This is a genomic window from Oceanispirochaeta sp. M1 (assembly GCF_003346715.1).
Classification (GTDB): Bacteria; Spirochaetota; Spirochaetia; order DSM-2461; family DSM-2461; genus Oceanispirochaeta.
The window spans coordinates 32,524-57,605 of record NZ_QQPQ01000004.1 but is presented as its reverse complement, the minus strand read 5'-3'; the positions used below and the strand labels follow the sequence as shown (position 1 = coordinate 57,605).

General features: G+C 42.0%; 24 protein-coding genes. 10 read left to right on the top strand and 14 right to left on the bottom strand.

The window, feature by feature from the left end:
- Nucleotides 1–4 precede the first annotated feature (4 nt).
- From DV872_RS03510 to DV872_RS03500, 3 genes are all read right to left on the bottom strand, one after another.
- Nucleotides 5–937 (bottom strand): sugar ABC transporter permease, encoded by a 933-nt coding sequence (locus tag DV872_RS03510; RefSeq protein ID WP_114628466.1) that lies wholly within the window; start codon nucleotides 935–937, stop codon nucleotides 5–7.
- 89 nt (nucleotides 938–1,026) lie between these two features.
- Complete coding sequence (locus DV872_RS03505) at nucleotides 1,027–2,583, bottom strand: extracellular solute-binding protein (protein ID WP_114628465.1); 1,557 nt, start codon at nucleotides 2,581–2,583, stop codon at nucleotides 1,027–1,029.
- Between the two features lie 136 nt (nucleotides 2,584–2,719).
- Nucleotides 2,720–5,065 (bottom strand): AraC family transcriptional regulator, encoded by a 2,346-nt coding sequence (locus DV872_RS03500; RefSeq protein WP_114628464.1) that lies wholly within the window; start codon nucleotides 5,063–5,065, stop codon nucleotides 2,720–2,722.
- A gap of 296 nt (nucleotides 5,066–5,361) precedes the next feature.
- Between DV872_RS03500 and DV872_RS03495 the strand changes: the two genes are divergently transcribed.
- The 7 genes from DV872_RS03495 (at nucleotide 5,362) to DV872_RS03465 (ending at nucleotide 12,149) form a co-directional block, all read left to right on the top strand.
- Nucleotides 5,362–5,796, top strand: a complete 435-nt coding sequence (locus tag DV872_RS03495; RefSeq protein WP_114628463.1) for a GntR family transcriptional regulator — start codon at nucleotides 5,362–5,364, stop codon at nucleotides 5,794–5,796.
- Nucleotides 5,793–6,914 (top strand): slipin family protein, encoded by a 1,122-nt coding sequence (locus DV872_RS03490; protein WP_216664355.1) that lies wholly within the window; start codon nucleotides 5,793–5,795, stop codon nucleotides 6,912–6,914. The genes DV872_RS03495 and DV872_RS03490 overlap by 4 nt, the downstream gene beginning before the upstream one ends.
- Nucleotides 6,911–7,606: an ABC transporter ATP-binding protein gene (locus tag DV872_RS03485; protein WP_114628462.1), complete on the top strand. Its 696-nt coding sequence runs from the start codon at nucleotides 6,911–6,913 to the stop codon at nucleotides 7,604–7,606. The genes DV872_RS03490 and DV872_RS03485 overlap by 4 nt, the downstream gene beginning before the upstream one ends.
- A gap of 24 nt (nucleotides 7,607–7,630) precedes the next feature.
- Nucleotides 7,631–8,878, top strand: a complete 1,248-nt coding sequence (locus tag DV872_RS03480; RefSeq protein WP_114628461.1) for an FtsX-like permease family protein — start codon at nucleotides 7,631–7,633, stop codon at nucleotides 8,876–8,878.
- A gap of 76 nt (nucleotides 8,879–8,954) precedes the next feature.
- Nucleotides 8,955–10,184, top strand: coding sequence for an ABC transporter permease (locus DV872_RS03475; RefSeq protein WP_216664354.1), 1,230 nt, complete (start codon nucleotides 8,955–8,957; stop codon nucleotides 10,182–10,184).
- A gap of 35 nt (nucleotides 10,185–10,219) precedes the next feature.
- Nucleotides 10,220–10,957 (top strand): outer membrane lipoprotein-sorting protein, encoded by a 738-nt coding sequence (locus DV872_RS03470; protein ID WP_114628459.1) that lies wholly within the window; start codon nucleotides 10,220–10,222, stop codon nucleotides 10,955–10,957.
- 28 nt (nucleotides 10,958–10,985) lie between these two features.
- Nucleotides 10,986–12,149, top strand: a complete 1,164-nt coding sequence (locus DV872_RS03465; RefSeq protein ID WP_114628458.1) for a hypothetical protein — start codon at nucleotides 10,986–10,988, stop codon at nucleotides 12,147–12,149.
- 70 nt (nucleotides 12,150–12,219) lie between these two features.
- On the opposite strand, the gene DV872_RS03460 is transcribed toward DV872_RS03465, so the two are convergent.
- The 3 genes from DV872_RS03460 to DV872_RS03450 all read right to left on the bottom strand — a co-directional run bounded on the left by DV872_RS03460 (nucleotide 12,220) and on the right by DV872_RS03450 (nucleotide 15,361).
- Nucleotides 12,220–13,053, bottom strand: coding sequence for a GIN domain-containing protein (locus tag DV872_RS03460; RefSeq protein ID WP_114628457.1), 834 nt, complete (start codon nucleotides 13,051–13,053; stop codon nucleotides 12,220–12,222).
- A gap of 156 nt (nucleotides 13,054–13,209) precedes the next feature.
- Nucleotides 13,210–14,397 carry an NAD(P)-dependent oxidoreductase gene (locus DV872_RS03455; protein ID WP_114628599.1) on the bottom strand — a complete coding sequence of 396 codons (1,188 nt, stop codon included), beginning with the start codon at nucleotides 14,395–14,397 and terminating at the stop codon, nucleotides 13,210–13,212.
- A 154-nt stretch (nucleotides 14,398–14,551) separates the two neighbouring features.
- Entirely contained in the window at nucleotides 14,552–15,361 is an 810-nt protein-coding gene (locus tag DV872_RS03450) for an AraC family transcriptional regulator (RefSeq protein WP_171832040.1), read from the bottom strand.
- Nucleotides 15,362–15,454: 93 nt separating this feature from the next.
- On the opposite strand from DV872_RS03450, the gene DV872_RS03445 reads away from it, so the two are divergent.
- Nucleotides 15,455–16,720 (top strand): Gfo/Idh/MocA family protein, encoded by a 1,266-nt coding sequence (locus DV872_RS03445; RefSeq protein WP_114628455.1) that lies wholly within the window; start codon nucleotides 15,455–15,457, stop codon nucleotides 16,718–16,720.
- A gap of 98 nt (nucleotides 16,721–16,818) precedes the next feature.
- Here the strand turns inward: DV872_RS03445 and DV872_RS03440 are convergent, their stop codons facing one another.
- The gene (locus DV872_RS03440) at nucleotides 16,819–17,160 is read right to left on the bottom strand and encodes a hypothetical protein (RefSeq protein ID WP_114628454.1); all 342 of its coding nucleotides are present in this window, start codon (nucleotides 17,158–17,160) and stop codon (nucleotides 16,819–16,821) included.
- A gap of 264 nt (nucleotides 17,161–17,424) precedes the next feature.
- Here DV872_RS03440 and DV872_RS03435 point away from each other — a divergent pair, with 264 nt between their 5' ends.
- Together DV872_RS03435 and DV872_RS03430 are read left to right on the top strand one after the other, a co-directional pair.
- A complete protein-coding gene (locus tag DV872_RS03435; protein WP_114628453.1) occupies nucleotides 17,425–17,631 on the top strand; it encodes a DUF4160 domain-containing protein in 207 nt (68 codons plus the stop codon).
- Nucleotides 17,615–17,887 (top strand): DUF2442 domain-containing protein, encoded by a 273-nt coding sequence (locus tag DV872_RS03430; RefSeq protein WP_114628452.1) that lies wholly within the window; start codon nucleotides 17,615–17,617, stop codon nucleotides 17,885–17,887. The genes DV872_RS03435 and DV872_RS03430 overlap by 17 nt, the downstream gene beginning before the upstream one ends.
- Before the next feature lie 61 nt (nucleotides 17,888–17,948).
- Here DV872_RS03430 and DV872_RS03425 read toward each other — a convergent pair whose 3' ends face one another.
- The 7 genes from DV872_RS03425 to DV872_RS03395 all read right to left on the bottom strand — a co-directional run bounded on the left by DV872_RS03425 (nucleotide 17,949) and on the right by DV872_RS03395 (nucleotide 25,065).
- A complete protein-coding gene (locus tag DV872_RS03425; protein ID WP_114628451.1) occupies nucleotides 17,949–19,418 on the bottom strand; it encodes a glycoside hydrolase family 28 protein in 1,470 nt (489 codons plus the stop codon).
- A 110-nt stretch (nucleotides 19,419–19,528) separates the two neighbouring features.
- Nucleotides 19,529–20,194 carry a response regulator transcription factor gene (locus DV872_RS03420; RefSeq protein ID WP_114628450.1) on the bottom strand — a complete coding sequence of 222 codons (666 nt, stop codon included), beginning with the start codon at nucleotides 20,192–20,194 and terminating at the stop codon, nucleotides 19,529–19,531.
- Nucleotides 20,187–21,020 carry a sensor histidine kinase gene (locus tag DV872_RS03415; RefSeq protein WP_158546811.1) on the bottom strand — a complete coding sequence of 278 codons (834 nt, stop codon included), beginning with the start codon at nucleotides 21,018–21,020 and terminating at the stop codon, nucleotides 20,187–20,189. Before DV872_RS03415 ends, DV872_RS03420 begins: the two co-directional genes overlap by 8 nt.
- A gap of 473 nt (nucleotides 21,021–21,493) precedes the next feature.
- The gene (locus DV872_RS03410) at nucleotides 21,494–22,330 is read right to left on the bottom strand and encodes a carbohydrate ABC transporter permease (protein ID WP_114628448.1); all 837 of its coding nucleotides are present in this window, start codon (nucleotides 22,328–22,330) and stop codon (nucleotides 21,494–21,496) included.
- A 5-nt stretch (nucleotides 22,331–22,335) separates the two neighbouring features.
- The gene (locus DV872_RS03405) at nucleotides 22,336–23,235 is read right to left on the bottom strand and encodes a carbohydrate ABC transporter permease (protein WP_114628447.1); all 900 of its coding nucleotides are present in this window, start codon (nucleotides 23,233–23,235) and stop codon (nucleotides 22,336–22,338) included.
- A 73-nt stretch (nucleotides 23,236–23,308) separates the two neighbouring features.
- Nucleotides 23,309–24,586 carry a sugar ABC transporter substrate-binding protein gene (locus DV872_RS03400; protein ID WP_114628446.1) on the bottom strand — a complete coding sequence of 426 codons (1,278 nt, stop codon included), beginning with the start codon at nucleotides 24,584–24,586 and terminating at the stop codon, nucleotides 23,309–23,311.
- A 155-nt stretch (nucleotides 24,587–24,741) separates the two neighbouring features.
- Entirely contained in the window at nucleotides 24,742–25,065 is a 324-nt protein-coding gene (locus DV872_RS03395) for a carboxymuconolactone decarboxylase family protein (RefSeq protein WP_114628445.1), read from the bottom strand.
- Nucleotides 25,066–25,082 lie beyond the last annotated feature (17 nt).

Genomic DNA, 25,082 nt, shown 5'->3' with positions numbered 1-25,082 from the left:
TTCCTCAGCCGTAGAGACTGTGATTTGAGAATTTTTTTGCAACTGTATTGGACAGCAGTACCAGAGCCAGGGCCAGCAGTGATTTAAATAGACCAACTGCAGAAGCGAAAGAGGCCTGATTCTGCAGCAGGCCGACTCTGTAGACGTATGTATCAATGATATCAGATACTTCGTAAACAGCAGGTGAATACAGCAGCAGGGTCTCTTCAAAACCCTGATTCAGAACCACGGATATTCTAAGGAGAAACATTATGACCACCGCAAAGGAGATTGACGGCAGAGAAATATGGATGGTTTGAGTCCAGCGTCCTGCTCCATCTATACGGGATGCTTCATAAAGTTGAGGATCTATTCCTGACAGAGCTGCCAGATAGATGATTGTCCCCCAGCCTATATTTTTCCAGACAATGGCTGCGAGAAGAACACCTCTGAAACTTCTTGTATCTCCCAGATAGTATGCAGCTTCACCTCCAAATCTTCTGATCAATTCAGGGATGATTCCGCCCTGAAGTGAGAGAACATTGAACACAAGACCTGCCAGAACAACTGTTGATATGAAATAGGGCATATATGAGACGGTCTGTACGAATTTTTTGAAATAACTGTTCCTGATTTCGTTCATAAGAAGAGCGAGAATAACCGGAGCTCCAAACTCAAATATCATTCTGAGTCCGGCGAGTTTGAATGTATTTCCCAGGATATTCCAGAAATAGTGGGAGTTAACGAATTTTTTAAACTGGTATAAACCTACCCAGTCAGCCGCAATAATCTGTTCGATGGTGGCAAATGTCGGGACTTTTTTGAAGGCCACTACAGTTCCTAGAAGAGGGATGTATCTAAAGATCAGAACATACAGTAGCCCCGGCAGTATCAGGGCATAAAGCAGCCTGTAATTTATGATTTTTTTTATAGTTGAATTACTATTTATCTTATTCATTTTATATGTGCAGCCCCTTTAGAAGGGACTGCTGATCTCCGAATTTAGTTGATTCAGAAGCGGCTCTGTTGAGCCGCATCTGTATAAAATTAACCTCTCTGTTCCAGATACATTTTAGTATGGGCCTTGATCCAGTCATCCATTCCGGCGGAATAGAGTTCGTTGATAAAGCTGTCCCATTCAGAAGCAGATCTGGATCCGATGATGAACTTGAATACTTCTTCATCCATCATTCTCTGAAGGTCTGCCAGACCGGGTACTTCCTCTTCCAGAACATTCTGGTCATACAATACATAAGCGTCCTGAGGCAGCTTTCCTCTGTCAGTATTTGTTACGTCAGGAGGAGTTCTTCCCAGCCCGCTGATACCGAAGTAGTGGTGCTGTTTGTAATTCTGATCTTCCCGATCGTTAATCAGACCGATACCGACCCAGGCTGCCAGTGATACAGACCATCCGAAGTCACCGGCATAGTCTTTGTACTCACCAGTGAAAGCAACAGCGTCTTTGCCGCCCTTACTTTCATCCCATTCCCAGTTTCCGGGTCCATAAAGGGACATCAGGAAATTTGCAGGGTCCTGATACAGGAAGTCCTGTATGGCGACAATACCTTCAGGGTGTTTTGAACTGGCAGGCACAAGCTGTGCCTGGTAACCTGAGGGTGTTGCGGTTTCAGCAAGACCCATGGGCCCCTTGATTCCTGCGGGGTTAAGAGCGAAGTTACAGTCAGGATTGATTTTTCTCTGCTCTGCGTCTGTGGCTGTTGTATCTGTAGAGGTACTAATTGTGGCTCCTACAACAGCAGATGAAATTAGATCTCTGATTTTATTCTGATCAAGTGAGGCAAACTCAGGATAGATATATCCTTCTTCAAACCACTGGTTCAGCTGTACTACAAAATCTTTTACACCGGGCTGCAGAATATAGGGTTTGAGCATGCCGTCTTTATCCATCCAGTTTGAGTAACCATACTCAGTGAATGCACCCAGAAGGCCGTCATACATGGGAACTGCACCATGAATCCCTTTTGTATTCAGAAGCAGGGGGACTGTTCTGTCACCTGCCGGTTTAGCTTTTTTGACTGCTTCAAAGTAGGCTGTCATATCATCTATAGTTTCGGGAATATCCATTCCCAGTTCTTCCAGCCAGTCTGTTCTGAAGAAAGTGGGGGAGGACATCATAGGTGTTACTCTCGGGATACCCCATATCTCACCGTCATGTGTCAGGGCATCAACTGAAGACTTGGGCCATGCCGGCAGGATATTGGGTCCTACTGTTTTAAAATGTTCGGTCAGGGGCTGTATGGCTCCCTGAGAATAGTAATCGGGCCAATCTCCCCAAAATCCATCGAGCTGGCTTCCTGATGCCAGGAGTAGATTAATCTTTTGAGTATCCTGATCCGAGGACGTACCCGGGGCGAGTACTTCAACACTGTATCCCGTATTTTCCAGTATCCAGTCATGCATGGCACTCTTCATCTCATCTGTTGTGGATATGGATCTGAGTCTTGCTCTCATAAAACCGCCATTTCCATATACAACCAGTTTGACTGCATCGTCTTTGCTTTCTGCTTCCTTTTGTCCGGCTGCAAATAACGTTGTTATTGAGCAGAAACAAATAAGCATTGCAATAAGAAGTTTCTTTAACATTTCAATTCCTCCTGAATTTTTGTATTTTCAGCTTAACCCCTGAAAAATGAATCAGGATATGATGAAATAATGACTTGTAGATGAAAGTTTCGAATCAACACAAAAATGTTTCATTTTGTAAAAATTGTTTCACTTTTCAGTATTTATTTTTTTCAAGAATAATCTGTTTTCTATACTCTCCCGGAGTAGATCCTTCACTTTTCTTGAATACTTTTATGAAGTAGTTCGTATTCCAATATCCAACGTCTTTGCAGATCTCCTGAACAGGTTTATCTGTCTCAATCAGAAAATTTTTAGCCTTATTTATCCGTAAATTTGTAAGGTAGTTGGTAAAAGAGATTCCCGTCGATTCTTTAAAAAGACGGCTTATATAGGATGGGTTTAATTTTACTCTTTCCGAGAGCTGGTTCAGATTCATGGATTCCCCATAATCTTTCTCAAGGATACTGTAAATGGCATTAATATACTCATTGGTTTCTGATACAGCTTCAATCTCAGTATTTTCACTGATCTGATAAAGAAGACAGTGATAGAATTCAGAGATATCAGCCGCCGTTATTTTACTATGAAGTTCAAGATACAGGTTTTGACTGTTAATCAGGATCTCATCGTTTTTCAGATTAAGATTCCCCGCGGCAATTAAAACTTTATTTAACAGTTCAATTTTCTTCTGTTGAATGATCTGGTCTGAATAGCTGTGTTCGGGGTTAAAAAGGATTTCAAGAAAGCTCTCAATTTCATGTATGGATTTTCTGATTTCAATTTTGTTGATATGCTTGATAATTGCTGATACTTTTTTATTAAGAGTCTTCTCTCCATCATTAAAATGATCTCTTTCAAATTCAATATCTTCCCTTGTTATGCTGCTTCCTTTGCCAAAAATCATCAGATACTTAAGCAGTTCATCAGCTTCTTTATAGGAGGTTGCCAGATCGTAAATACTGCGTCCTATAGATCCTATAGTAATATTAGACTCACAGTTGAGTGTTTCCCGGATTGAATCGATAGCAGTATTGGCCATCTCCTGTATACTTGATTCTATCTGCTTTTCAACATTTATAAGATAGATATATTTATGAGATTCCATCTCCAGCAATTCACCTGTTTTGGCGCAGCGGAGTTTTTCTTCCAATATTTCTTTAATGGATATCCTGAATAAAATCTGTTGTTTAAAGTCAAGGTTTATAAAACTGTTATCATCAATCAGTATTATAAGCACCTGAATATTCTCAAGTGTAAGATTTATATCAAGAAGTTCAAAACGCTCATTTATTTCATCAAGGCTGTATTCATTTGTTTTTAGAAGATCCTGGAGAAAGTCCTTCTTCAATGAAGGCAGAGCCTCTGTCAGTCTACTCTCAAGATAATTATTTTCGGCTGTTACAAGGTCTATGTAATTTTTTATATATGTAAAATCACTGTCTTCGGAATTCCTTGTGATTTTCAAATCGCTCTGAATAGATCTGATCAGTCCTTCAAAAGGACTATAGAATAGTTTCAGGTAGATATATGCTGATAAGAATATAAGTATCAGCAATGTGGTCGCTATACTGACAATCATAATTCTCAGCATCATGAAATCAGTCGCATAAGTATGTGCATCAACAAAACTGTACAGACTCCATCCGACTATAGGAATCTTTGTTTTATTCCCAAAGTATCGGTTTCCGTTTAACTTAAAGACCGAGGAATCATTGCTGAAATCCAGGACTTCTCTGATGACTTTTATAAATGAATATACTTCAAGTTCAGTCTTTGATTCATAGAGTATAGGAACATGTTCCCGGCTCAGAACAAAACGCAGTGAATCTGCGTATAGACTGCTTTCTCTGTGAATTGTTTTAAAAAGAAGTTTCGTATCGATACTTACAAAGAAGGTAAGATTTTTAAGAATGTTTCGATAGACAATTACAATCTCTTCATCTTTATCATAAGGATCGGTTAGAAGAATTTTTGATTCATTTATGTTTTTAATCGGATACAGCCTGGCACGGAACCACTCTACTTTGGATTTCTCATAAATCCTCTCAGGGATAGCTCCTGATTTGAACAGAATTGCAGTGGATTCATCATAAAAATAAACAGACTTGATAAACTCATTGAGGATGGGAATCAAGTCCAGTTTTGAACTGATATTGCTGCGCAATTCAAGGTATCTTGAATAATTAAAACGAAGATTATCTGATAATTCCCCCGGGCTTCCCCTGTATGAATCGAAGAACTCTTTGTCATCCAGAAGAGAATAAGTCTTAAAGGAAGTATCAAGAAGTAAAAGTTTTGATACTTCCAGTACACTCTCAAGAGCTACTGTCAATGAATCAGCAGTTTGATCCAGAACAGCCTGATTTCCTGCGCTTATCTTAGCTGAGAGGTTATGGGCAGAATAATTGTAAAAAAGAATGATACCAATAAAAATGGGTAAAAGGGCTGTGAGAATCAATGAAACCACTAGTTTTCTGAAATAGCTGCTTTTCTGCTTCAATATAATATCTTCCTGTATTTTAACTAAACATGTATACAAGATATTAAGTCAATGATGGTTGATTTGTCCAGAGAAAAAGATCTGGTCCAATTTATCAAAGTACAAAATCAAAGATGTACCTGTACTGTTAGAAGAAATCTAAACTCCTCTTCCGGAATAAATAGCTTAAAATCCATCTTCTTTTCATGAAAATACCAAAATTTCTTAAAAAACAGCAAAATAACCCTTTACAAATCAATCTCTAAGACCTATTTTTATATTGTACTATAACAATAGTACAATGGAGCAATGATGTAATGGCTGTAAAAGAAGCGGAAATAAATAAGCTCGATTTTACACTTGATCCTAAAAGCGGTGTGCCCTATTACAAACAGATTATTCTGCAGGTGGAGCTGGCTATCGCCGACGGCAGGCTTGAGAAAGGCGAGCAGCTTCCCACAGTACGCGGGCTGGCGGTGGAATTAAGAATCAATCCCAATACCGTGGGAAAGGCCTATAACGAGATGGAGATCCGGGGCATTGTCACTACCCAGCAGGGTACCGGAACCTTTATCAGCGGGCTGAAAATAAAACTTGATGATCTGGAGAGGGAGAAGATCCTGGAACAGATTGTCAGACCGGTGATTATCAAGGCAGGGTCCTACGGCTTTAAAATCCAGGATATCATGCAGGCCCTTCAGAATATGACTGAAAGAGATAAGATCCCCTCTGTGGGAGAGGAGAGAAAATGATTGATGTATTTCAGAAAAAATTGGATGGGGTTAAGAATCAGCGTAAAGCATTGCTGAAGAAAGATTACAGCTATAATGCTTTTTCTTTTATGATCCTTGGTGTTTTTCTTGCACTGGGTACCACCGCACAGTATCTCTGGGGAGATGTATTCGATCTGGAAAAGATCGTTTATTACTCTGCGGGAATGCTATGGGCTGGAATAATACTGACCATTATTCCCCTCTGGATTATGAATGTTCTCATTATTATCGGAGCCTGGCTCTATCTGGCTCTTGAGATGAGCACTGCGTATTATCCACTGGCCATCGCTGCATCCCTGGGGATCTTGTTTTCGGCTTCAATGGAACTCATTTATCAGTGGGACAAGGTCGTGGTACTCCGAATGGGGCGCTTCCGCTCTGTACACGGACCCGGGCTGTTTACACTGCTCCCCCTGATTGATCGTGTTGCCGCATATGTGGATACAAGAATCAGGGTCACCGATTTCAGTGCTGAAAAGACAATTACAAAGGATACAGTACCGGTACATGTGGATGCCCTGTGTTTCTGGATGGTTTGGGATGCCAAGCAGGCAATTCTTGAAGTGGAGAATTTCGAAGAAGCAATCAGCCTTTCGGCCCAGACGGCCCTGCGTGATGCCATCGGTAAGCATGATCTTTCAACTCTTCTGTCAGGAAGAGAAGAGCTGGGAAAAGAGATCCAGAAGGTATTGGATACCAAGACGAACCCCTGGGGTGTCTCCATCATGTCCATTGAGTTTACAGATGTGATAATCCCTAAGGAATTGGAAGATGCCATGAGCAAGAAGGCTCAGGCCGAGAGGGAAAAACAGTCCCGTATTATTCTCGGAGAAGCAGAAGTAGAAGTGGCCAAACAGTTTCGGGAGGCTTCAAAGAGCTATGAAGGTAATCCTGAGGCTCTGCAGCTCAGAGCCATGAATATGGTGTATGAGGGAATCCGGCATAAAGGATCAATGATGATACTGCCGTCTTCCGCATTGGACAGTATGAACCTGGGAGGAACCATGGGTATGGCAGCCTTTCAGAAAACTCATATGAATCAAATAAATTCCGAAGGCTCTGCCGACGATGACAGCACAGGAGGTGCAGAAAAATGATAAATATTACTGGTGTAAAGAAAACTTATAAAGCTGGTGACACAGAAGTTAAAGCACTTAGAGGCGTAGATCTTCTCATAAATAAGGGTGAATTTATCTCCATTGCCGGTCCCTCAGGATCGGGTAAGACAACACTTCTTAATCTGATTGGATGCATAGACACTGTTGATGAAGGTGAGATCCATATTGAAGGTCAGGATGTCACTTCCTTGAAAAAAGAAGAAAAAACAACATTCCGAAGAGACAAACTGGGATTTATCTTTCAGAGCTATAACCTGATCCCCGTTCTTACGGCTTATGAAAATGTTGCATTTTCTCTGCAGCTTCTGGGACTGAAGGACAAGGAGATTAAAGAGCGGACCATGGCTATTTTGAAAGAAGTAGGCCTGGAAGGGATGGAGAGTAGAAGACCTGCGAAGCTTTCCGGTGGTCAGCAGCAGCGTGTGGCCGTGGCCCGGGCTCTGATCAAACACCCTCTGATTGTCCTTGCGGATGAACCTACAGCCAATCTGGATTCTCATACAGGAGAGGATATCCTCAAGCTGATGAAAGAGATGAATGAGAAGCATGGAACCACCTTTGTTTTTTCTACCCATGACAAGATGGTTATGGAGTATGCCGATAGACTGGTTTATATCCATGACGGTGAGTTCACTTCGGATGAGAGGCGTTCAGCCTCTGAGTCTAAATAACAGCGGAGCTATAAGGAGAAAAAAATGAACTTTCTACCTAAAATGGCAGTAAAGAATCTCTTCCGCTACGGAAGAAGAACCATAATTACTGCTTCAGCCATAGCCTTCGGTATTATGTGTTTCATTTTAATGGACTCATTACTCAAAGGTCTTGATGAAGATTCACAGAGAAACCTTATCTGGTACGAGACAGGTTCTGCAGGATTCTTTAATCCCGAGTACTGGGAAGACAAAGAGATGCTTCCCCTGGATCGTCCGGTTGAAAACTCTGAAGCCCTGGTATCCGAACTGAGATCCAGAAATATTGATGCAGTATCCAGAATCGATTTTTCTGGAGACATGATTATATATAAAGATCCTTATCCCGAAGATGGAAATCTTCAGGTAAAGCTGACAGGAATCGACGTGGACCATGACTCGGATGTCTTCAAACTTAAAGACAATGTAGCCCGGGGACGTTACCTGGAAGCCGGGGAAGACGGTGTTCTTATGGGACAGTGGCTTGCCAAGGATCTGGGAGCCGAGGTTGGTTACCCTCTGACCATAGTAACAAGAACCATGGATGGTTATTTTCAGACACTGGATCTTGAGATCGTTGGTATTCTGGAAAGTGATAACCCGATTGTTAACCGCTATGGAATGTATGTACCTCTGGACACAGTACGTTATGCTCTGGATATGGATGAGTATGCTACTGCCGTATATATCTCCCTGCCAAGGGGTGAACGAGAAACGGAAATGCTGGCAGATCTTGCTCCTCTTGCTGAGGAAAATGGTCTGGATCTCCTTGACTGGAGAATCCTTGGAGCCGACTATGTGGAACTTGCCGAAGCCAAGCGTTCGGGCAGCTCTTCCATTCTGTTCCTGGTATTTCTAATTGCTGCTGTGGGTATCTCAAATACCATTCTGATGTCTGTATTTGAAAGAATCCGTGAGTTGGGAATGATGCGTGCCATGGGTATGAAAAATAAATCCATCCGCAGCCTGTTTATGATGGAAGCAGCGGTGATCGGCTTTTTCGGTTCTCTCGGCGGTGTTATACTCGGAGCACTTGTCAACCTGTACCTGGTCACCAAGGGGATTGATTACTCGGAAATGATGGAATCCGGTGATATGGGATACCGTATTTCGGCCATTGCCTATGGGACATGGGATCCGGCAACCTTTATTACAGCCTTCTTTATAGGAACGGTCATGGCTGTTGTAGTGGCCTGGGTTCCCACAAGAAGGGCCCTCAAACTGGATATCCCGGTTTGTCTAAGATATAACTAGGTCCTTTTGGCCCTTAGATATCTGCCTGAAAGACCCTGGAGTTATATTTTTCACTCCGGCAGTTAAAGGAATTATTATGAAACTTAGATCAATAGCATATAGAAACATATATAGAAACCGCAGAAGAAGTATTCTTTCTGCAACAGCAATAATGGTGGCGGCCATGAGTATTGTTCTTCTTTTCTCTTTTTTGGGAGGGATGAAGGCAGATCTTACCTATAATCTGCAGACATACTCTACAGGTGCCGTCAGGATAAGACACAAGGACTTCAGTAAATATGAGAGACTGAATCCTATGCATCTGACAATTACCGATGTAGATCAGCTGAGAGATGAACTGTTGTCAGAGGCCGGTGTGAGTGTGGTCAGCCCGCGGATAAGCTTTCCCGCCCGTATCTACAAGGGTGAGGAGAACTACAACGCCATGGGAGTCGGGCTGGATTTTTCAACTGAAGCTGAGTACCAGGACCTGGGGCCGGATATTCTGCAGAAGGGCCGTCTGCCCGAGAGTGGAAAAAATGAAGCCCTCATAGGTTACAAGCTGGCCGAGAAAGCAGGGGTTGGTATCGGTGACAAGATAACCCTTTTATCATCTACAGCCAGCAGGGGTACCAATGCAATCACCTTCCAGATAACAGGGCTGGTTGTATTTCCTTTAAGCGGAATGTCTGAAATGACTTTTTATGCTCCTCTGGACAGGGTTCAGCATTTTCTCAAGATGCCCGGTCAGGTTCTTGAAATGCTGGTTAAGTGTGATGAAGATACAGATACTGCAGCTGTGGCTTCGGCTCTTCAAAAGAATCTCAGTGCAGCGGCAGATCTGGAAATTATAAACTGGCAGGATATCAGCACCAGCTACTCATTTATCGAGATGGCCTCGGCTATATATAATCTCTTTGCTCTATTCTTCTTCTTCCTGGCTTCAACGGTTATTCTGAATACCACCATTATGGTGATTTTTGAAAGGATGAGAGAAATAGGTACTCTGAGTGCAATGGGAATGTATGGCAAGGATCTGGTACGTCTGTTTTTCCTTGAGTCAATGTACATAGCAATCATCGGCTCTGTTCTGGGAGTCATACTGGGGGTTGTAATCACGCAGATACTTTCGGTGACAGGAATAAACTTCGGATCAGCCATGGATGGTGTGGATATGGAAATTTCATCTGTACTTCATCCGGAGCTCAGTTTGAAATCAACTGTACTTGTATTTTTCTATTCTGTGATTATGGCTTCGGTCGTGTCCATATTCCCATCCCGTAAAGCCAGCCGGATTGAACCGGTGGAAGCCCTGAGGGCCATTTAACCCGGGTGAAAACCCTGTTTCCTAAGGAGAACTATATGAAGAAAACAACAGCATTTTTTGCAGTACTGCTCATTTTTACAGCGGCAGCACTGTCTGCACAGAGTGCGGAAGACATTATCAGAACCATGGATGAGCTGCAGACCTTTGATACTATGAAGGCAACAGGTTCCATGATTACCAACGACCGCTTCGGCACAAAGAAAGTCGATTATATCAGCTGGTCCGAGGGTAACGATAATTTTATTATTGAGTTCACATCCGCCGCAGAGCTGGGTCAGAAAATCCTGAGAACTTCGAATGAACTCTTTCTCTACTATCCCGATGCGGAGGAGATTATCCGCCTTCAGGGAGCTGCCCTGCGTCAGTCCATGATGGGATCAGATATCTCTTATGAGGACATGACCGAAGGAAACGACACCCTAAGCAAATATGAGGTTGAACTGGTGGGCAGTGAGGTCGTAGACGGGCAGGACTGTTTTGTAATTGAGATGACAGCAAAAAGCCGAAAGGTTCCCTATCCCAAACAGACCCTCTGGGTTGTGAAAGACTCTTATGTGGCCGAGCAGGTCCATTATTTCTCCAAATCAGGAAAACTTCTCAAGGAGATGCGGGTTCTGGAAGTGAAGGAACTGGAGGGTAAGGTCACCATTACCAAGATGGTACTGGAAGACAAGCTAAAGAAAAACTCCAGCACAGAGATGATTGTTGATGAGATTGAGACTAATCCCGATCTGGGATCAAATTTCTTCTCCCTGGACCAGCTGGCCTGGTAATCAATCTCTGTTAAGAAGGATTCTATTTATGAAAAAACTGATCAGTCTGTTTCTTCTTCTGCTTCCCCTCACAGGACTGGCAGCTGAAGCACAGGTTCTATCAAATCTGGAATTTTACAATGCCATTTACCGGGGTGAGGATGAATGGCATTTTACCCCCAGCGGTAAGGCGGCCCTCTCTTTCCGTTCATCCAAAAACAACAATGTGCAGGGCCACACGGAAATAGAGTTCTACCCAATGGACCTCTATGGTACGGCTATGAGTGATGTTCCGGCTCTGTTTGTAAAGCGGGCCTATGTTCGAACCCGTTTTCCGGGATTCAGGATGACCCTGGGAAAGACCCGTCTGGCCTGGGGGCAGGGAACTGTGTTCAATGCAGGTGATGTGGTCTTCGGCAGCCTGAATCCCGTACTGGACCTGACTGAAACCGAGCTCCGTTCTGATACCGCCTGGCTGACCTCGATCAATGTTCCTCTGGGCAATTTTGCTTTTATCGAGGGAGTCGTACTGCCTCCGGCTATTGAAGTCGGAGATGATGGTATCACCATGGCCGGACTGGACAAGACTTCTATCGGTGGAAGGGGATATTTCCTTGCCGGAGGAATTAAGTTTGAGGGTGGCTATCTCTATAAGGGTCAGACAAAGGTCAACGGCGATGCTGTGGGCCATAGACCCTATATCAGTCTGCAGGGGAATATCGGCCCTGACTGGTATCTTTCCAGTTCTCTGGCCATACCAACCGAGCAGCAGAAGTCTGAAGGAATGGCTGGCGGTGACTGGGAGGAGAGCTGGATACTCTCTCTGGGTTTTTTCCATATGCAGGAGATCAACCGGAATAATACTCTTAATCTAAGACTTGAAACTCTCTGTTTTCCCTATCAGAACTGGGAGGACCAGGATATGAGAGATACAATCTATGGAATCTATCTCTACCCGGAAATCTCCTGGACCACAGGAAGCGGAACCTACTATTCAGTACAGTCTGTGATCTCTCCCCTTGATGCTTCCGCCATGATTACCGCCGGGGCAGGATGGAATATTTATCAGGGGCTTTTCCTTGTGGGGTATGCAACATTTCTGGCAGGGGATGAAGATGCAACATTTGCCTGGGACCGCTCGGATGTCTGGGATATCTCGAGGGATAATATAAACGGTATGTACTTTATGACAGGACTTCGATACAAGTTCTGAATTTCATAAAAAACCCCTTCTGTTGGATTTTTGTCCAACAAAAGGGGTTCATATCAGTGGGGAGCTATCTTTAGATACTTCGAAATGTGCCGCTGCCGGTCATTCTTATCTCTTTCAGATGAGCACCGTCTTTTAATGTTATATCCCCGCTGCCGGTGGTTCTGATGTAAGCTTCATCAGCAGATAAATCTTCTGCATGGATTCCTCCGGAACCTGTTGTCTGGAGATCAACTCTGTCACATCTGCCGGCTGCGATTATCTTACCCGATCCTGTGGTTCTGGCAGTAAACTGATCTGTAGTCATTTCTGCGCTGAAATCTCCGGAACCTGTAAGTTCAACTGTAAGAGAATCAGTCTTGACAGTCCCTATCCGTAAGTTTCCCGAACCTGTTGTGACTATATTAGTTTTATCTATATAAAGGTCATCAATATTAATATCACCGGAACCACTGGCTCTGCATTCAAACCTTTTGGCATGAATGCTGTTCAGTGCTATATCACAGCTGCCGCTGTTTCTGATCAGTACATGATCGAGCTTCCACATATCATCAGAATTGAAATTTCCTGAGGATGTTATTCTCAAGGACTCCCAGTAAGGCATAGTTATTTTAATTTTAATCTGATCCGCTCTCTGTATCCAGGAACCGCCTTTTGATTTAATAACAAGAGTTCCCCGTTCTGTATAGACCTCAATATTCCTGGCTGTCTTTTCAGACATCTGAATATCAACACTCCTTGAATTACCCTTTACCAGTTCTGTCTGTGCAGGAACATCTATGGAGACGGATTCAAAATTACCCAGTTTTTCACGCCGGGAGTGATCACTGTATTCACTATGTCCAAAGGCACTCAGATTAAAACCGACCACCAGAAGTATCATAAAAAACAGGCTGTATTTTTTCATAAAAACCTCACATTGTTTGTATATAAGGTGTAACCACTGAACTCATTGAATCTGTTACAAAAAAAAAGGGACGCAGAATGCTTTATGCAGTTCTGCGCCCCAGGGGTGGCTTGATTTTTTCAGCTCTGAAAAATCATGTTTCTATTTGAAAGAAATTTATTTTAGAGCTATCTGAATAATATTCTCGTTGGATCTGATTTTCTCCAGAACAGATTCAGCGGGACTGTCGTCGAGTTTTAGAGTACACACTGCGGCGCGTCCTCCGGAGAATATGGAGTTTTCCATCTCTTCGATATTTATGCTGGCAGCTTTCAATTCATCCAGAACACCGGCCAGTACACCAACCTTATTGATATGGCGGACAATCAGATTATAATGAGCCAGGCTCTTTTCCTGATGGTTTACCTGGTGAAGAGGTTTACCACTCTCTATGTAGGCTTTGACAATATTGACAACCTCAGATGCAATAGCTTCTGAAGCCTGGTCTGTGGAGGCTCCAATATGATGAGTTCCTGTTATTACGGCAGCCAGTTCAGTATCATTGAATTCTTTGGCCGATGCACCGGGTTCATTTTCATAAACATCCAGTGCAGCCTTGATTCCTTTCTCTTTAATAACACTCTTGAGGGCTGCTGTATCAACTACTTCACCCCGGGATGTATTGACCAGGATGGCTCCGTCTTTCATGGCATTCAGTATTTCTGCATTTATGAAATGGGTTGTAGCCTTTCCGGCGGCCAGGTGGATTGAAAGAGCATCTGCTTTGGAGGCGGCTTCTTTTGGAGTCGCACAGTACTCTACACCCCAGGCTTCTGCCTTTTCCGGAGTCAGACTGCGGGACCATGCCGCTACATTCATTCCAAAGGCCTTGGCTCTGTCTGCAGTGCCCCGCCCGATAGAACCCATACCTATTACAGAAAGTGTTCTGTCTTTGAGACCGGATGCATTACCGTAGAGTTTTTTATTCCATACACCATTTCTGAGGTCCATGGTTCCGTCGGCAATCCTGCGGTCGGCGGCAATAATAAGACCCATGGCAAGTTCGGCTACTGCATCGGAGTTTTTCCCCGGGCAGTTGGATACATGTATTCCTCTTGTTGAGGCTTCTTCAAGATCAATTGTATTCACACCGGCACCCGCTCTGATAATCAGGGAGAGATTTGAAGCTCGGTCGATAGTCTCTTTTGTCACCTTAGTTGAGCGGACAATAAGAACTTCAGCATCCTGAACAGCTTCAGGAAGATTTTCCGCAGTCAGATCGGGCTCAAAGCGTATAATGGCTCCAAGCGTTGATAGATCCTTTTTGGCGGATTCGGATAATTTATCTGCAATCAGTATATTCATAACAAAAATAATAGTCTCGAAATCATAAACTGTAAAGTTTAAATTGATCAATCAGTCAAAAAAATATTATCATTTTCAGGAATGGATCAAAAGCATATTCTTTTCGTCATAGCACAGATCAGCTGTGTTACACTCATCCTGTGGACAGGATATCTTATTTTCCAGCCTGTATCCTATATTTCATAGGAGAAACTCCATATAAATTTTTGAAACCTCTGCTGAAAGAATAAACTGATGAGAAACCGCATAACTCTGAAATCTCTGTTACTGATAATTCTGACAATCCGAGTTTTTTGGCGGCACTATTCATTTTTGACTGCCGGATATAAGATCCGAGAGAAGTACCCATATTCTCCTTGAATATGGTTCTGAGCCGGCTCTCTGAGAAAGAGCATAAATCAGCTATCTGAGATATAGAAATATCTTCCCTCAAATGGTCTAAAATATATTTTTGAATTTTCAATAGAAGATCCATACCTTCATCTTTTACAGGAATAGTGTGAAGATTCTGTACCGGCAGGAGAGCCAGCTCTTCCAGTAATATCATAAGATAAGGTACGATCCATGGACCAGTACCATCTCGGGTATAGCGCTGTGTTATCGTTTTACAGTAACTCACAACAGATTTAGATGCTATTTTCACACTGTTTTCTGAGAAATCGTTCCTGTTATTCCAGTCAAATCCGAAAAAGAGCCACTTAATCGGCTGATTGTTGTCATAAAGGAATCTGAATGTCTGCCATGGATGGATCAGAACTATGCTTTGTGAAGGAATATAAAGAATCTTCCGGTCAATTAATATTCGGCAGCTTCCCTCCAGAGAAATGATCAGATTGAACCTGCTGTGATGGTGTATAGATTGATTATCGAGACCCTGTCGGTCTAATCGAGTAAAGATAAGTACATTTTCAGGTAAACTTTCATGCCATTTTTCACCGGAAAAATAGTCAATTGGCTCAATCAATGGGAAATCCATATGTATTATGTAGTCGAAACTGTTAAAAAAGCAATCAATATTGTTATGGATTTATCATATAAATGATTATATACATGTAATATGAATACTACAAACAAGAAACCCGTAAAGATAGCTGTTATTGGAGCTGGCAGCCGGGGTACTTATGCCTATGCTCCCCATGCTTTGAAATACCCGGATCAGATGCAGATCACTGCAGTTGCCGAGCCCAATGAATACAGAAGAAAAAAGTTTGCTGAAATGTACAATATCCCTGAGGAGAATCAATTTGTATCCTGGGAACCTCTTCTGGAGAATCATAATTGTGATGGTGTGATTATTTCAAATCAGGATGCCGATCACTTCGATCCTCTGCTGAAGTCCATGGAATTGGGCTTATCTATCCTGATGGAAAAACCTGTTACCAATAACAGGGGAGAAGCCAGAGAACTTCTGAAGAAAATTGAAGCATATGATAAGCCTTTACTCATCTGTCATGTCCTCCGTTATACGGATTTTTTTATGGAATTGAAGAAACTTCTTGATGAGAATGCCATCGGTGAACTTATCTCCATTCAACACAACGAAAATGTCGGTCATTTCCACCAGGCTCACAGCTTTGTCCGGGGACACTGGCGGAAAACTGAGGGATCTTCTCCCATGATTCTCGCCAAATGCTGTCACGATCTGGATATTCTGAACTGGCTGAATGGAACGGACTGCAAAAAACTCAGTTCCTTTGGCTCCCTTACCAATTTTAGAAAAGATAAGGCTCCTGAAGGAGCACCGGAAAGGTGTTTTGACGGTTGCCCTGTGGAAAAAACCTGTCCTTATTCGGCCTATCGGTATTTGGGCAAAGCGGATGATGAATCAAATATCCCGACCTTTGCTCAGGTCGTCCGGGATCATGGTGAAACTGATGATTTAGAAGCTGCCTTAAAGAGTGGTCCCTATGGCCGATGCGTTTATCACTGTGATAATGATGTTGTGGATAATCAGGTAGTGATCATGGAGTACGAGGGGGGCAAAACAGCTTCCCTTATTATGAGTGCTTTTAATGATAGAACGGGAAGAACCGTAAAACTCATGGGAGTCAATGGAGAAATCCGTGGGTATATGGAAAAAAATGAAATTGAAATAACAGATTTCAGAACAGGTGCTGTGAAGAATATAAATCTTAAAGTTTCTGAATCGGGACACGGCGGCGGGGACGAGGGAATGATCATGGAATTTTTATCTCAGATAGAAAATCCCGATATTCAGGGAATGCAGAGAGGTAACCGCCAGGGATTGCTCGGGCATCTGATGGCTTTTGCCGCTGAGGAATCCAGATTGACAAACAGTGTCATTATGGATTCACAATTTTAGGGAAGAACAGATCATATTATCAGGGGAAAATCCCAGTGGTTTTCCCCTGATAGACTGCCATAGCTAGTATCAATCTACATGAACTGCTCTCATATAAATTATTCTTTTACCACCTTGTTCAGGTCCAGGTTAAGTTTATAAACAAAGGACGGGCTGAACATATCCGGTTTCATTTCGATCATTTTTTCAATCGTGAAATTCTTGATCATTCCAAACATGGAGTGCTCAAACATAGCAGTTGCATGCTTCCTCATTACCGCCTCTCCTTCAGGACTCTTTATGATTTTTGAGATTTTATCCCTTATGGAAAAGTATCCTTCGGGGAATTCGAGAGGGGGAACTTCCTGTCCGTCATCTTCTTCATCAAACCAGTTAGCCACCTCACCCATGGGATTTTTATTTTCTGCTGTACAGATGTAGGACTCTTCCGGCTTTTTCACTCCTTCAAAAAAAGCAGTGTCCCAGAGCTTTCCGCTTCTGGCAATGACGATGTTCTCCCCTTTGCTTTTTTATTCAGCTTTTAACCTTTTAAATCGACTAATTAAATATGGTTTTCAGGAATGGTTTTCAGGAGTTTATTCATCGAGGTCACACTAGCTTTACGGTGAGGGAATCCTTCCTCTCGCTTCCTATCATAGCGCAATCAGCCTAAATAAGAGTTTTCTTAATATTTCAAAAGTGAATGAATTGTAGTATATTTAACTATGCCAAAAGTATTTGAGAGCAATGGATATAAGTTTTTCTTTTATTCAAATGAAGGAAATCCAAGAGAAAGATGCCATATTCATGCTAGAAAGGCTGGTAATGAAGCCAAATTCTGGATGACACCATATATTTCGCTTGCTGATTCATGGGGCTTTTCTGGAAATAAAGATCTAATTGAGGAGAAATGGAATGAGTATTTTAGATAAACCAGTTTCGGCTCAAAAAATTTGGACTGATGTAGATTACCTCTGGGTAATACTTTCAGATGGTCGCCAATTGGCGACTCCACTTTCATATTTTCCTCGTTTGTTAAATGCTTCTAAAGCTCAAAGAGATTTGTTCGAAGTGAGCGGCGGTGGTCGAGGAATTCACTGGGATGAATTAGATGAAGATATCAGTGTTGAAGGTCTGTTACTAGGAGTAGGAGATCAGACAAAACATCATGAAAATAAAGCATCATAAAATGATGTATCGACTCCTTTATTATATGAACCCAGTAGCTTTATCCTGGAATTTTATTTATTCAATTAATAGTTATCTCAGAACTATTCTGTTGAACAAGATCTGTTGACTTCATTTTTTGCCTATTAATTCGAATCCTGTCCATATCAACTGATTCTGAATCGGAAATGGCTATCCCGGGGCGTTGTTCCGGGACTCTAAAGCTGATTGCCACATCACTCAGGTCAATACTCCGGACATGCCGTGCATAAAAAGCCGAGGCAATCGGAATTCCCCATATAGTTTTATCATCAGTCCAGTATCCATGAGAGTGAATATCAATTTCATGCATATCAACAAGGTCCTCAAAGGGAGATGATTCAGCAATCCCTCCTCCCGGATAGTCTATTTTTAAATTACAGAATGTAAGATTTTCCAATTTTCCGTTTTTATGTCCGTGCAGGAAGATCGTACTGTTTCTGTCAGGTCTCAGTAAAAAGTCGTTAATTTCTTCATCAGTATACTGATGAAGATCCCAGGGCTGCACAGGTCCGGCCGAAGCATGGATGATCATATCAGAAAACATTATGTCTTTAATGACTCCCGCTGCCATCATGGGTGGATTCTTATCCTGTGATCCAATATCGGTCCACACCGCGTTCATGATCAGAACAGGGGATGTGACATTGTCCATTATTATAGATGAAAACAGACAGTTCTTAATTGTGGCCCCCTCAAACATCCCAATTTTAATACCGCCGCCGCCGCAGTTTTTCAAAACGCAGTTGGAGACGACAATATTCTCGAAATTCCCCTTTGACAGAGGGCCGAGTCTGATGGCTGCCCACCTTGAACTGATAATGCAATTTGATACGGTCAGGTCTGTCAGTGGTTTATTCTCAGCACTGGTGGTCAGGGCAATGCCGTCATCTCCGCAGTGAAGATGACAGTCGGATATGGTGATTGTTTTTGAGCTTTCAATATTGAAACCATCCTGACGGTCATTTAAGACTGTTAAGCCTGTTAATTTGATGTTTTCACAGTATTTGATGTGTACACACCAGGAATAGGCCCCTTTCACGGTCAAATCTTTCATTTTAATATCTGAACAATTTTCAAGCCTTATAAGCATAGGTCTTTGTATTGAGTCGGTTCCCAGTGGATTATCATGTTTATCCAGAAAGTCTTCCCTGAACTGGCCGTCAATTATGCCGTTTCCCTCAAAACAAATATTTTTTTTATCCTTTGCATAGATCAGGCAGCGGTCAAGGGGTTCAGGGTGGTAGGGACAGATCCCTGTATCATCACTGTAATCTTCGAGATCCCGTGACCCCAGAATAACTGCATTCTCTGCCACAAATAGGGTGACATTGCTCTCAAGATATATTGTACCTGTCAGAAATCGGGTTCCCGACGGGAAATAGACAACACCGCCTCCATTTCCTGAACAGCTGTCAATGGCTCTCTGGATAAATGAAGTCTCTATGGTTCTTCCATCTCCTGAAGCTCCAAATTTCATTACATTGTAAATATTTTCATCAGGGTGGTTCATGCTTATTATCCTTTTGCTATCTCTACTTTTCACCGGACATACTTATTGATTTTATTTTGAATCAGTAGAGAGATATAGGGAAGAAAGTCCTAATATAGGGTACATAAGTACTATCGCAGGGGGATGGTATCCACTTTATATTCCATAGCCAGCCTCATGGCCTGAAATCTGTTTTTCACTTCCAGTTTTTCATAGATGGTACTGAGATAGTTTTTGACTGTCTGGGTACTGAGCAGCACCTGACTGGCTATCTCATCATTACTGTATCCTTTCTGAACAAGGATCAGGATCTCTTTTTCTCTGTGTGTCAGCTGGTAATACCAGTCTGGGATTTCCTGAGACTCTGAACTGGCCCTTCTTATCTTATAGGCACCCTCCAGGACTTTGGGAGATACAATTCTCAATCCCTGACTGGCGCCCTGGATGGAGGCCAGTAACTCTTCTGATGAGATATCTTTAAGAAGATATCCAACGGCGCCGTAATTCATTGCGTCCTTTACATAGTCATCATAGCCGAAAGTCGTGAGCATAAGTATTTTGATCGAAGGATACTTTTTATGAACGGTTCTGGTGAGTTCTATGCCGTCCATCCCCGGCATATGAATATCCATGAGAATTATATCAGCAGTTTCATCCTGAAGAGTCTCCAGAGCTTCCCTGCCACTGTTTACGATAGAGACACTTTCTATTGAATCCTGTTCCGAACGGATCACCTTTCCGAGGCTGTCGGCAAACAGTTTCTGATCGTCAACAATTAGAATCTTCAGTTTATTCATCTTTTTTTATCTCTTCCCTGGGAATGCTCATCTGTACTTCATAGCCTCGTTTGGTCTGCCGGAACACAATTGTTCCGCCGACTTCACTCACTCTTTTTTCCATTCCACTCTGCCCGATTCCCTTCTTGTTGCTGTCGCCGCCCTTACCGTTATCTTCTATAGACAAAAGTAAGTTCTCCTCATTCATCCAGAATATAATATTTATCTGACTGGCTTTCCCATGACGAAAAGCATTGACCAGTGATTCCTGAATGACATTATATATTATCAGTTCAATCTCTGTATTTCTGTATGAAGGGAGGTTTCCCCAGGAAACTTCGACTTTCACTCTGGTGGCCTGCTGGAATGTCTCAATCAGATTAACGATGGTTTTCGTCTTTAAATCCGGCTCTTTCATCTCTCTCATCCGATATAAAACGACTCTTGTTTCATCCAGTCCTGTCTGGGCCTGCTCTCTTGCCCAGGTAAAGATCTCTTTCTGCTCATCCATGTTTGATGGCGGATACTTAAGGGAGGCATCCATCATGGCAAAGATATTGGTGAATGATTTTCCCACAATGTCGTGAAGTTCCTGAATGATTCTCTTTCTTTCATTTTTTGTAGATTCGTTTTTTATTCTTGCGGCGTATTCCAGATATTCTTTGTTGACTTCTATAAGCCGGGTTACCATTCCATCCATCCCATCCATAATTAAATTATCCTTGGTATTTTCATCCATAGTCTTACGTAGGAGAATCATAATGATGGATACAATTATTCCGAAAAATCCATATGAAAGCATATTGATCAGGGAGGGAGCGCTGCGGGGAATGTAATAAATATTCATTGGCATTTGCAAAATAACAGAAACCGTCAGAATTATGAGAGATAATATCAGATTGACTGGATAGGGGGTAAAAAAAATGACATCCACCAGGAGTGCAAAGAGTAACATATATTCTAGGTCCAGCAGATTTCCGAAGGGGATTCCTATTATGAAAAAAGTTATTGTACGGAGAATAAAAAAAAGAAGAACGACATTTTTTTTCTGGTTGAAGATGTAAATAATAAGGGTAAAGGTGCAGGATAGAAAAAATAGGATATCAAAATCTGTTGTCCATCGCTGCGGTAGGTCGTAGAACTCCCCCCCATAATGAAATTGAATATATGCGATTGTATGTAAAAGAAGAGAAATAATCAAAAATAATGATTTAGTAATTTTTAATGACTTCATTTAGGGTTCATATTATCCGGTTTTATAGGAATATTCCAGACAGATTTGTTTTCTGACATACTCTCTGTCTGGATATAAAACCTTAATTACCCCTTTAAACCATCAAAGGTCAAACCACCAAGAAGGTATTTTTGCAGAAAGAAAAAAGTCAGTACAGGAAAGAGTACTGCAACCGAGGCAGCGGCCATTACAGCTCCCCAGTCCATATTGTAAGGAGTTATCATATAGTATATTCCCAGGCTCAAGGTATACTTCGATGAAGTATTGAGGAAAATCAGCGGATCGAGGAAATCGTTCCAGCTGCGCACAAATTCCAATACCAATACTGTGATAATCGGCGCCTTCAATAATGGAAGTATTATGTTTATGAAAATCGACCAGCGATGACAGCCGTCAATGATCGCAGATTCATCAAGTTCATAGGGGATCTGCATAATAAACTGCCTGAAAATAAAGATGTAAAATGGATAACCAAACCATAAAGGAACCACCAGGGGTAAATATGTATTGATCCAGCCCAATTTACTGAAAACCATGAACTGAGGAATTATTCTTACATCCCATGGTATCAGGATGCTGGCGATGACTATCATAAACAGCAGATTCCTTCCCGGGAATCTCAAGCGTGCAAATCCATATCCGACAATTGCCGATGATATGGTTGCACCGGTTAAAGCAAATAAGAGAATCTTTCCTGTATTAACAAAATTTTGTATTAAATCAAAATGTGTAAAAGCATTTTTGAAATTGGCCATACTGAATTGCTTCGGCCAGATATCAGGTGGATAGGCAAAGATTCCTACAGGACCGTTTACGGCTTTGATAAATATCCAGTAGACCGGAAGAATGAAAATGAGAGATGTTATTATGAGCATGAAATACAGCAATGTACTGTTCAGAACTTTCTTATTTTTATAATTCATAATTTTTAATTTCCTCTCTCACTGTGATAATAGACCCACCTGTTTGATGTCTTGAAAAGAAGGAGAGACAGTACAAGGATAATGGCAAACATGAACCATGAAAGAGCCGATGCGTATCCCATTTTCAAATACTTGAATGCATTTGTATATTCCACATAAGAATAGAGTTCAGTCGCCCGAACCGGTCCACCCCCGGTGATCACAATAATGGGAGCCAGCATTTGAAACTGCTGAATCATGACAATAATCAGGTTCAGAAATATTGTAGGTGATATCAGGGGGAGAGTGATGTGAATAAATTGACTTAATTTACCGGCCCCATCTATATCTGCGCTTTCATAATAGTTCCTGGGAACTCCCTCTATGGCCGCAAGGAATAGTATCATTGGCTGTCCGATAGCCCAGATTCCTGTTAATACTATAGAGTACAAGGCAATATTCGGATCATCTATCCAGGGAATCGGACCGATTCCTAAAAAGGATAGTAAATAGTTTAACACACCGGTCTGGGTATTAAACATATAGCGCCATATAACACCACCGACAGCACCGGAAATAACGGCAGGTAAATACACTATGGCCCTGGTTACTTTTGTACCGCGTATGCTCTGGGTCAATAAGAATGCAATAGCCAGGGCTATACCCAACTGCAGGGGAACTTCCAGTCCAACAAATTGTGCCGTCCTTTTCAAACCATCAAGGGCATAGGCATCTTTGGAAAAAATTTTTATATAATTTTGTAATCCTATAAAGGTTAAATCCTGTAAATAGTCCCAGTTACAAAAACTGACAACGAAGGAAAAACACAGAGGAACTGCGTAAAATATCAGGAATCCGATTATCCATGGTGAAATGAAAAGATACCCGTCAATTTTTTCCCTTGTAGAAATAGTAAATCGTTTCATAAATGACCTTATCTTATTTTTCTAGCTAATTGAGGGAGATGCGGATGATCTCCCTCAATTAGAATTAAATGTTTTATTTTTCCTGTAAAATAGAGTCCATTCTTCTTGCTGCTTCAGTCAATGTAGACTGAATCTCAGCATCTGTGATAAACACTTTTTCAAGAGCAGTTTTGAATTCACCGTCTGCTTCAAACCATTTTGGGTTTCTAGTGAAAACAGGGGCTGTATCAGCAGTTATTGCCACTCGATAAAAATCGCCAAGATAAGGCTCTTTATCCAGACCTGTTGAAGTTGTTACGCTTGGAATGGCTCCTACTGAATATTTAGCTTCTTCAATCAGTCTTGCACCTTCTTCGCCGCCGACAAATTTGATGTATTCCCAGACGGCATCTTTATTTTTTGCTTTTGCAAACATAGAATAGGTTGCAGAGTGGATAACAGGAGAAGTCTTCATTCCCGCTCTGGGAACAGGAGGAGCTGCAATACCGAAGTTCAGGCTTGTATCATCCAGGAAAACAGATATAGGCCATGAACCGTTGTCCATCATACCTACAATTCCTGTCTGGAATTCGTTCTGTCCAAGGTTCTGGTAAGCATCCATAGTACTGGTTGTCATAGACATATCGTACAGATCTTTATACCACTGAACTACTTCTACAACTTCTTTTGAGTCTATGTATCCACTGGCTGTTTTACCATCTGCACTGACAAGGTCTCCACCGTTGGACCAGATATATCCCTGGATAGCATATGTATGACCGGGAATCGCTACATAACCATATCTTGCATCAGCACCACTTTTGCCATTGGTTAAGGCTTTCACAGTGTTTTTGAAATCTTCAAAAGTCCATCCGTCTACAGGGTATGCAACACCTGCTTCGTCAAAAACATCTTTATTATAGTAAATTGCTCTGGCTGTATAATCTTTGGGAAGTCCGTATATGCCGCCTTTGTATTCAGCCCATGACTTGGTAACAGGATGATATTTATTCATGTCAATTCCATCACGTTCAATATATGAAGTCAGGTCTTCAACAACTCCGGCTTCTACAAACTGGGGAGTATTCCATATCACAAGACCATCAGGAGTATTTCCTGCTGCATTTGAGGTCAGAACCTTATCGTCGAATCCCTGGGGTACACTGATCAGTTCAACCTTGATTGAAGGATTTTTCTCCATAAACTTATCGGCAAGCATTTGATCAATTTCCAGGTGAAATCCGGAATTCCATGTCATAAATGTGACCTCTGAACCATCTCCTGCAGCCTTAGATTCCTGCTGTCCTCCAGCAAAAAGAACTGTTCCTGAGATCATAGTGATAGCCATCACCAGCAACAACATTTTTTTCATTAATATCTCCTTTGATATAGGTATATTCCAGCCTGAAAACGTATCTGCCAATTGGCCGACTCAGACTTAATATAATCCTAGCAGAGCATTGGAGATTAGATAGAGACCTTAGTAATAAAAAAAGGTACTTAAGTACTGTGCCGTTGTACTGAAAACTATGAATCCAGGGTCTCCCTGAAAATCATCAAGGCCGACATCATCCTGGGGAATCCGGCACTGGGAGCTGTCAGAAGCAGTGTGTGTTCAATCTCCTCGGCAGTACATCCGGCCTTAAGGGCCTTTTCGATATGAGTCTGCAGGGCAAAGTCGAATTGGGAGGCTGCCGAAACGGCTATTTTGATCAGCCATCGGGTTTTATTATCCAGGGGGCCTCCTTTTTCATGAAGGGCATGGCCGAATTCTTCATAGGATTTGTAAATCTCAGGATGCTGTTCCATCAGGTATTTCAGATTGTCTTTCCGCTTCTCTTTCATGCTCATTTGATACGTCCTTTTAT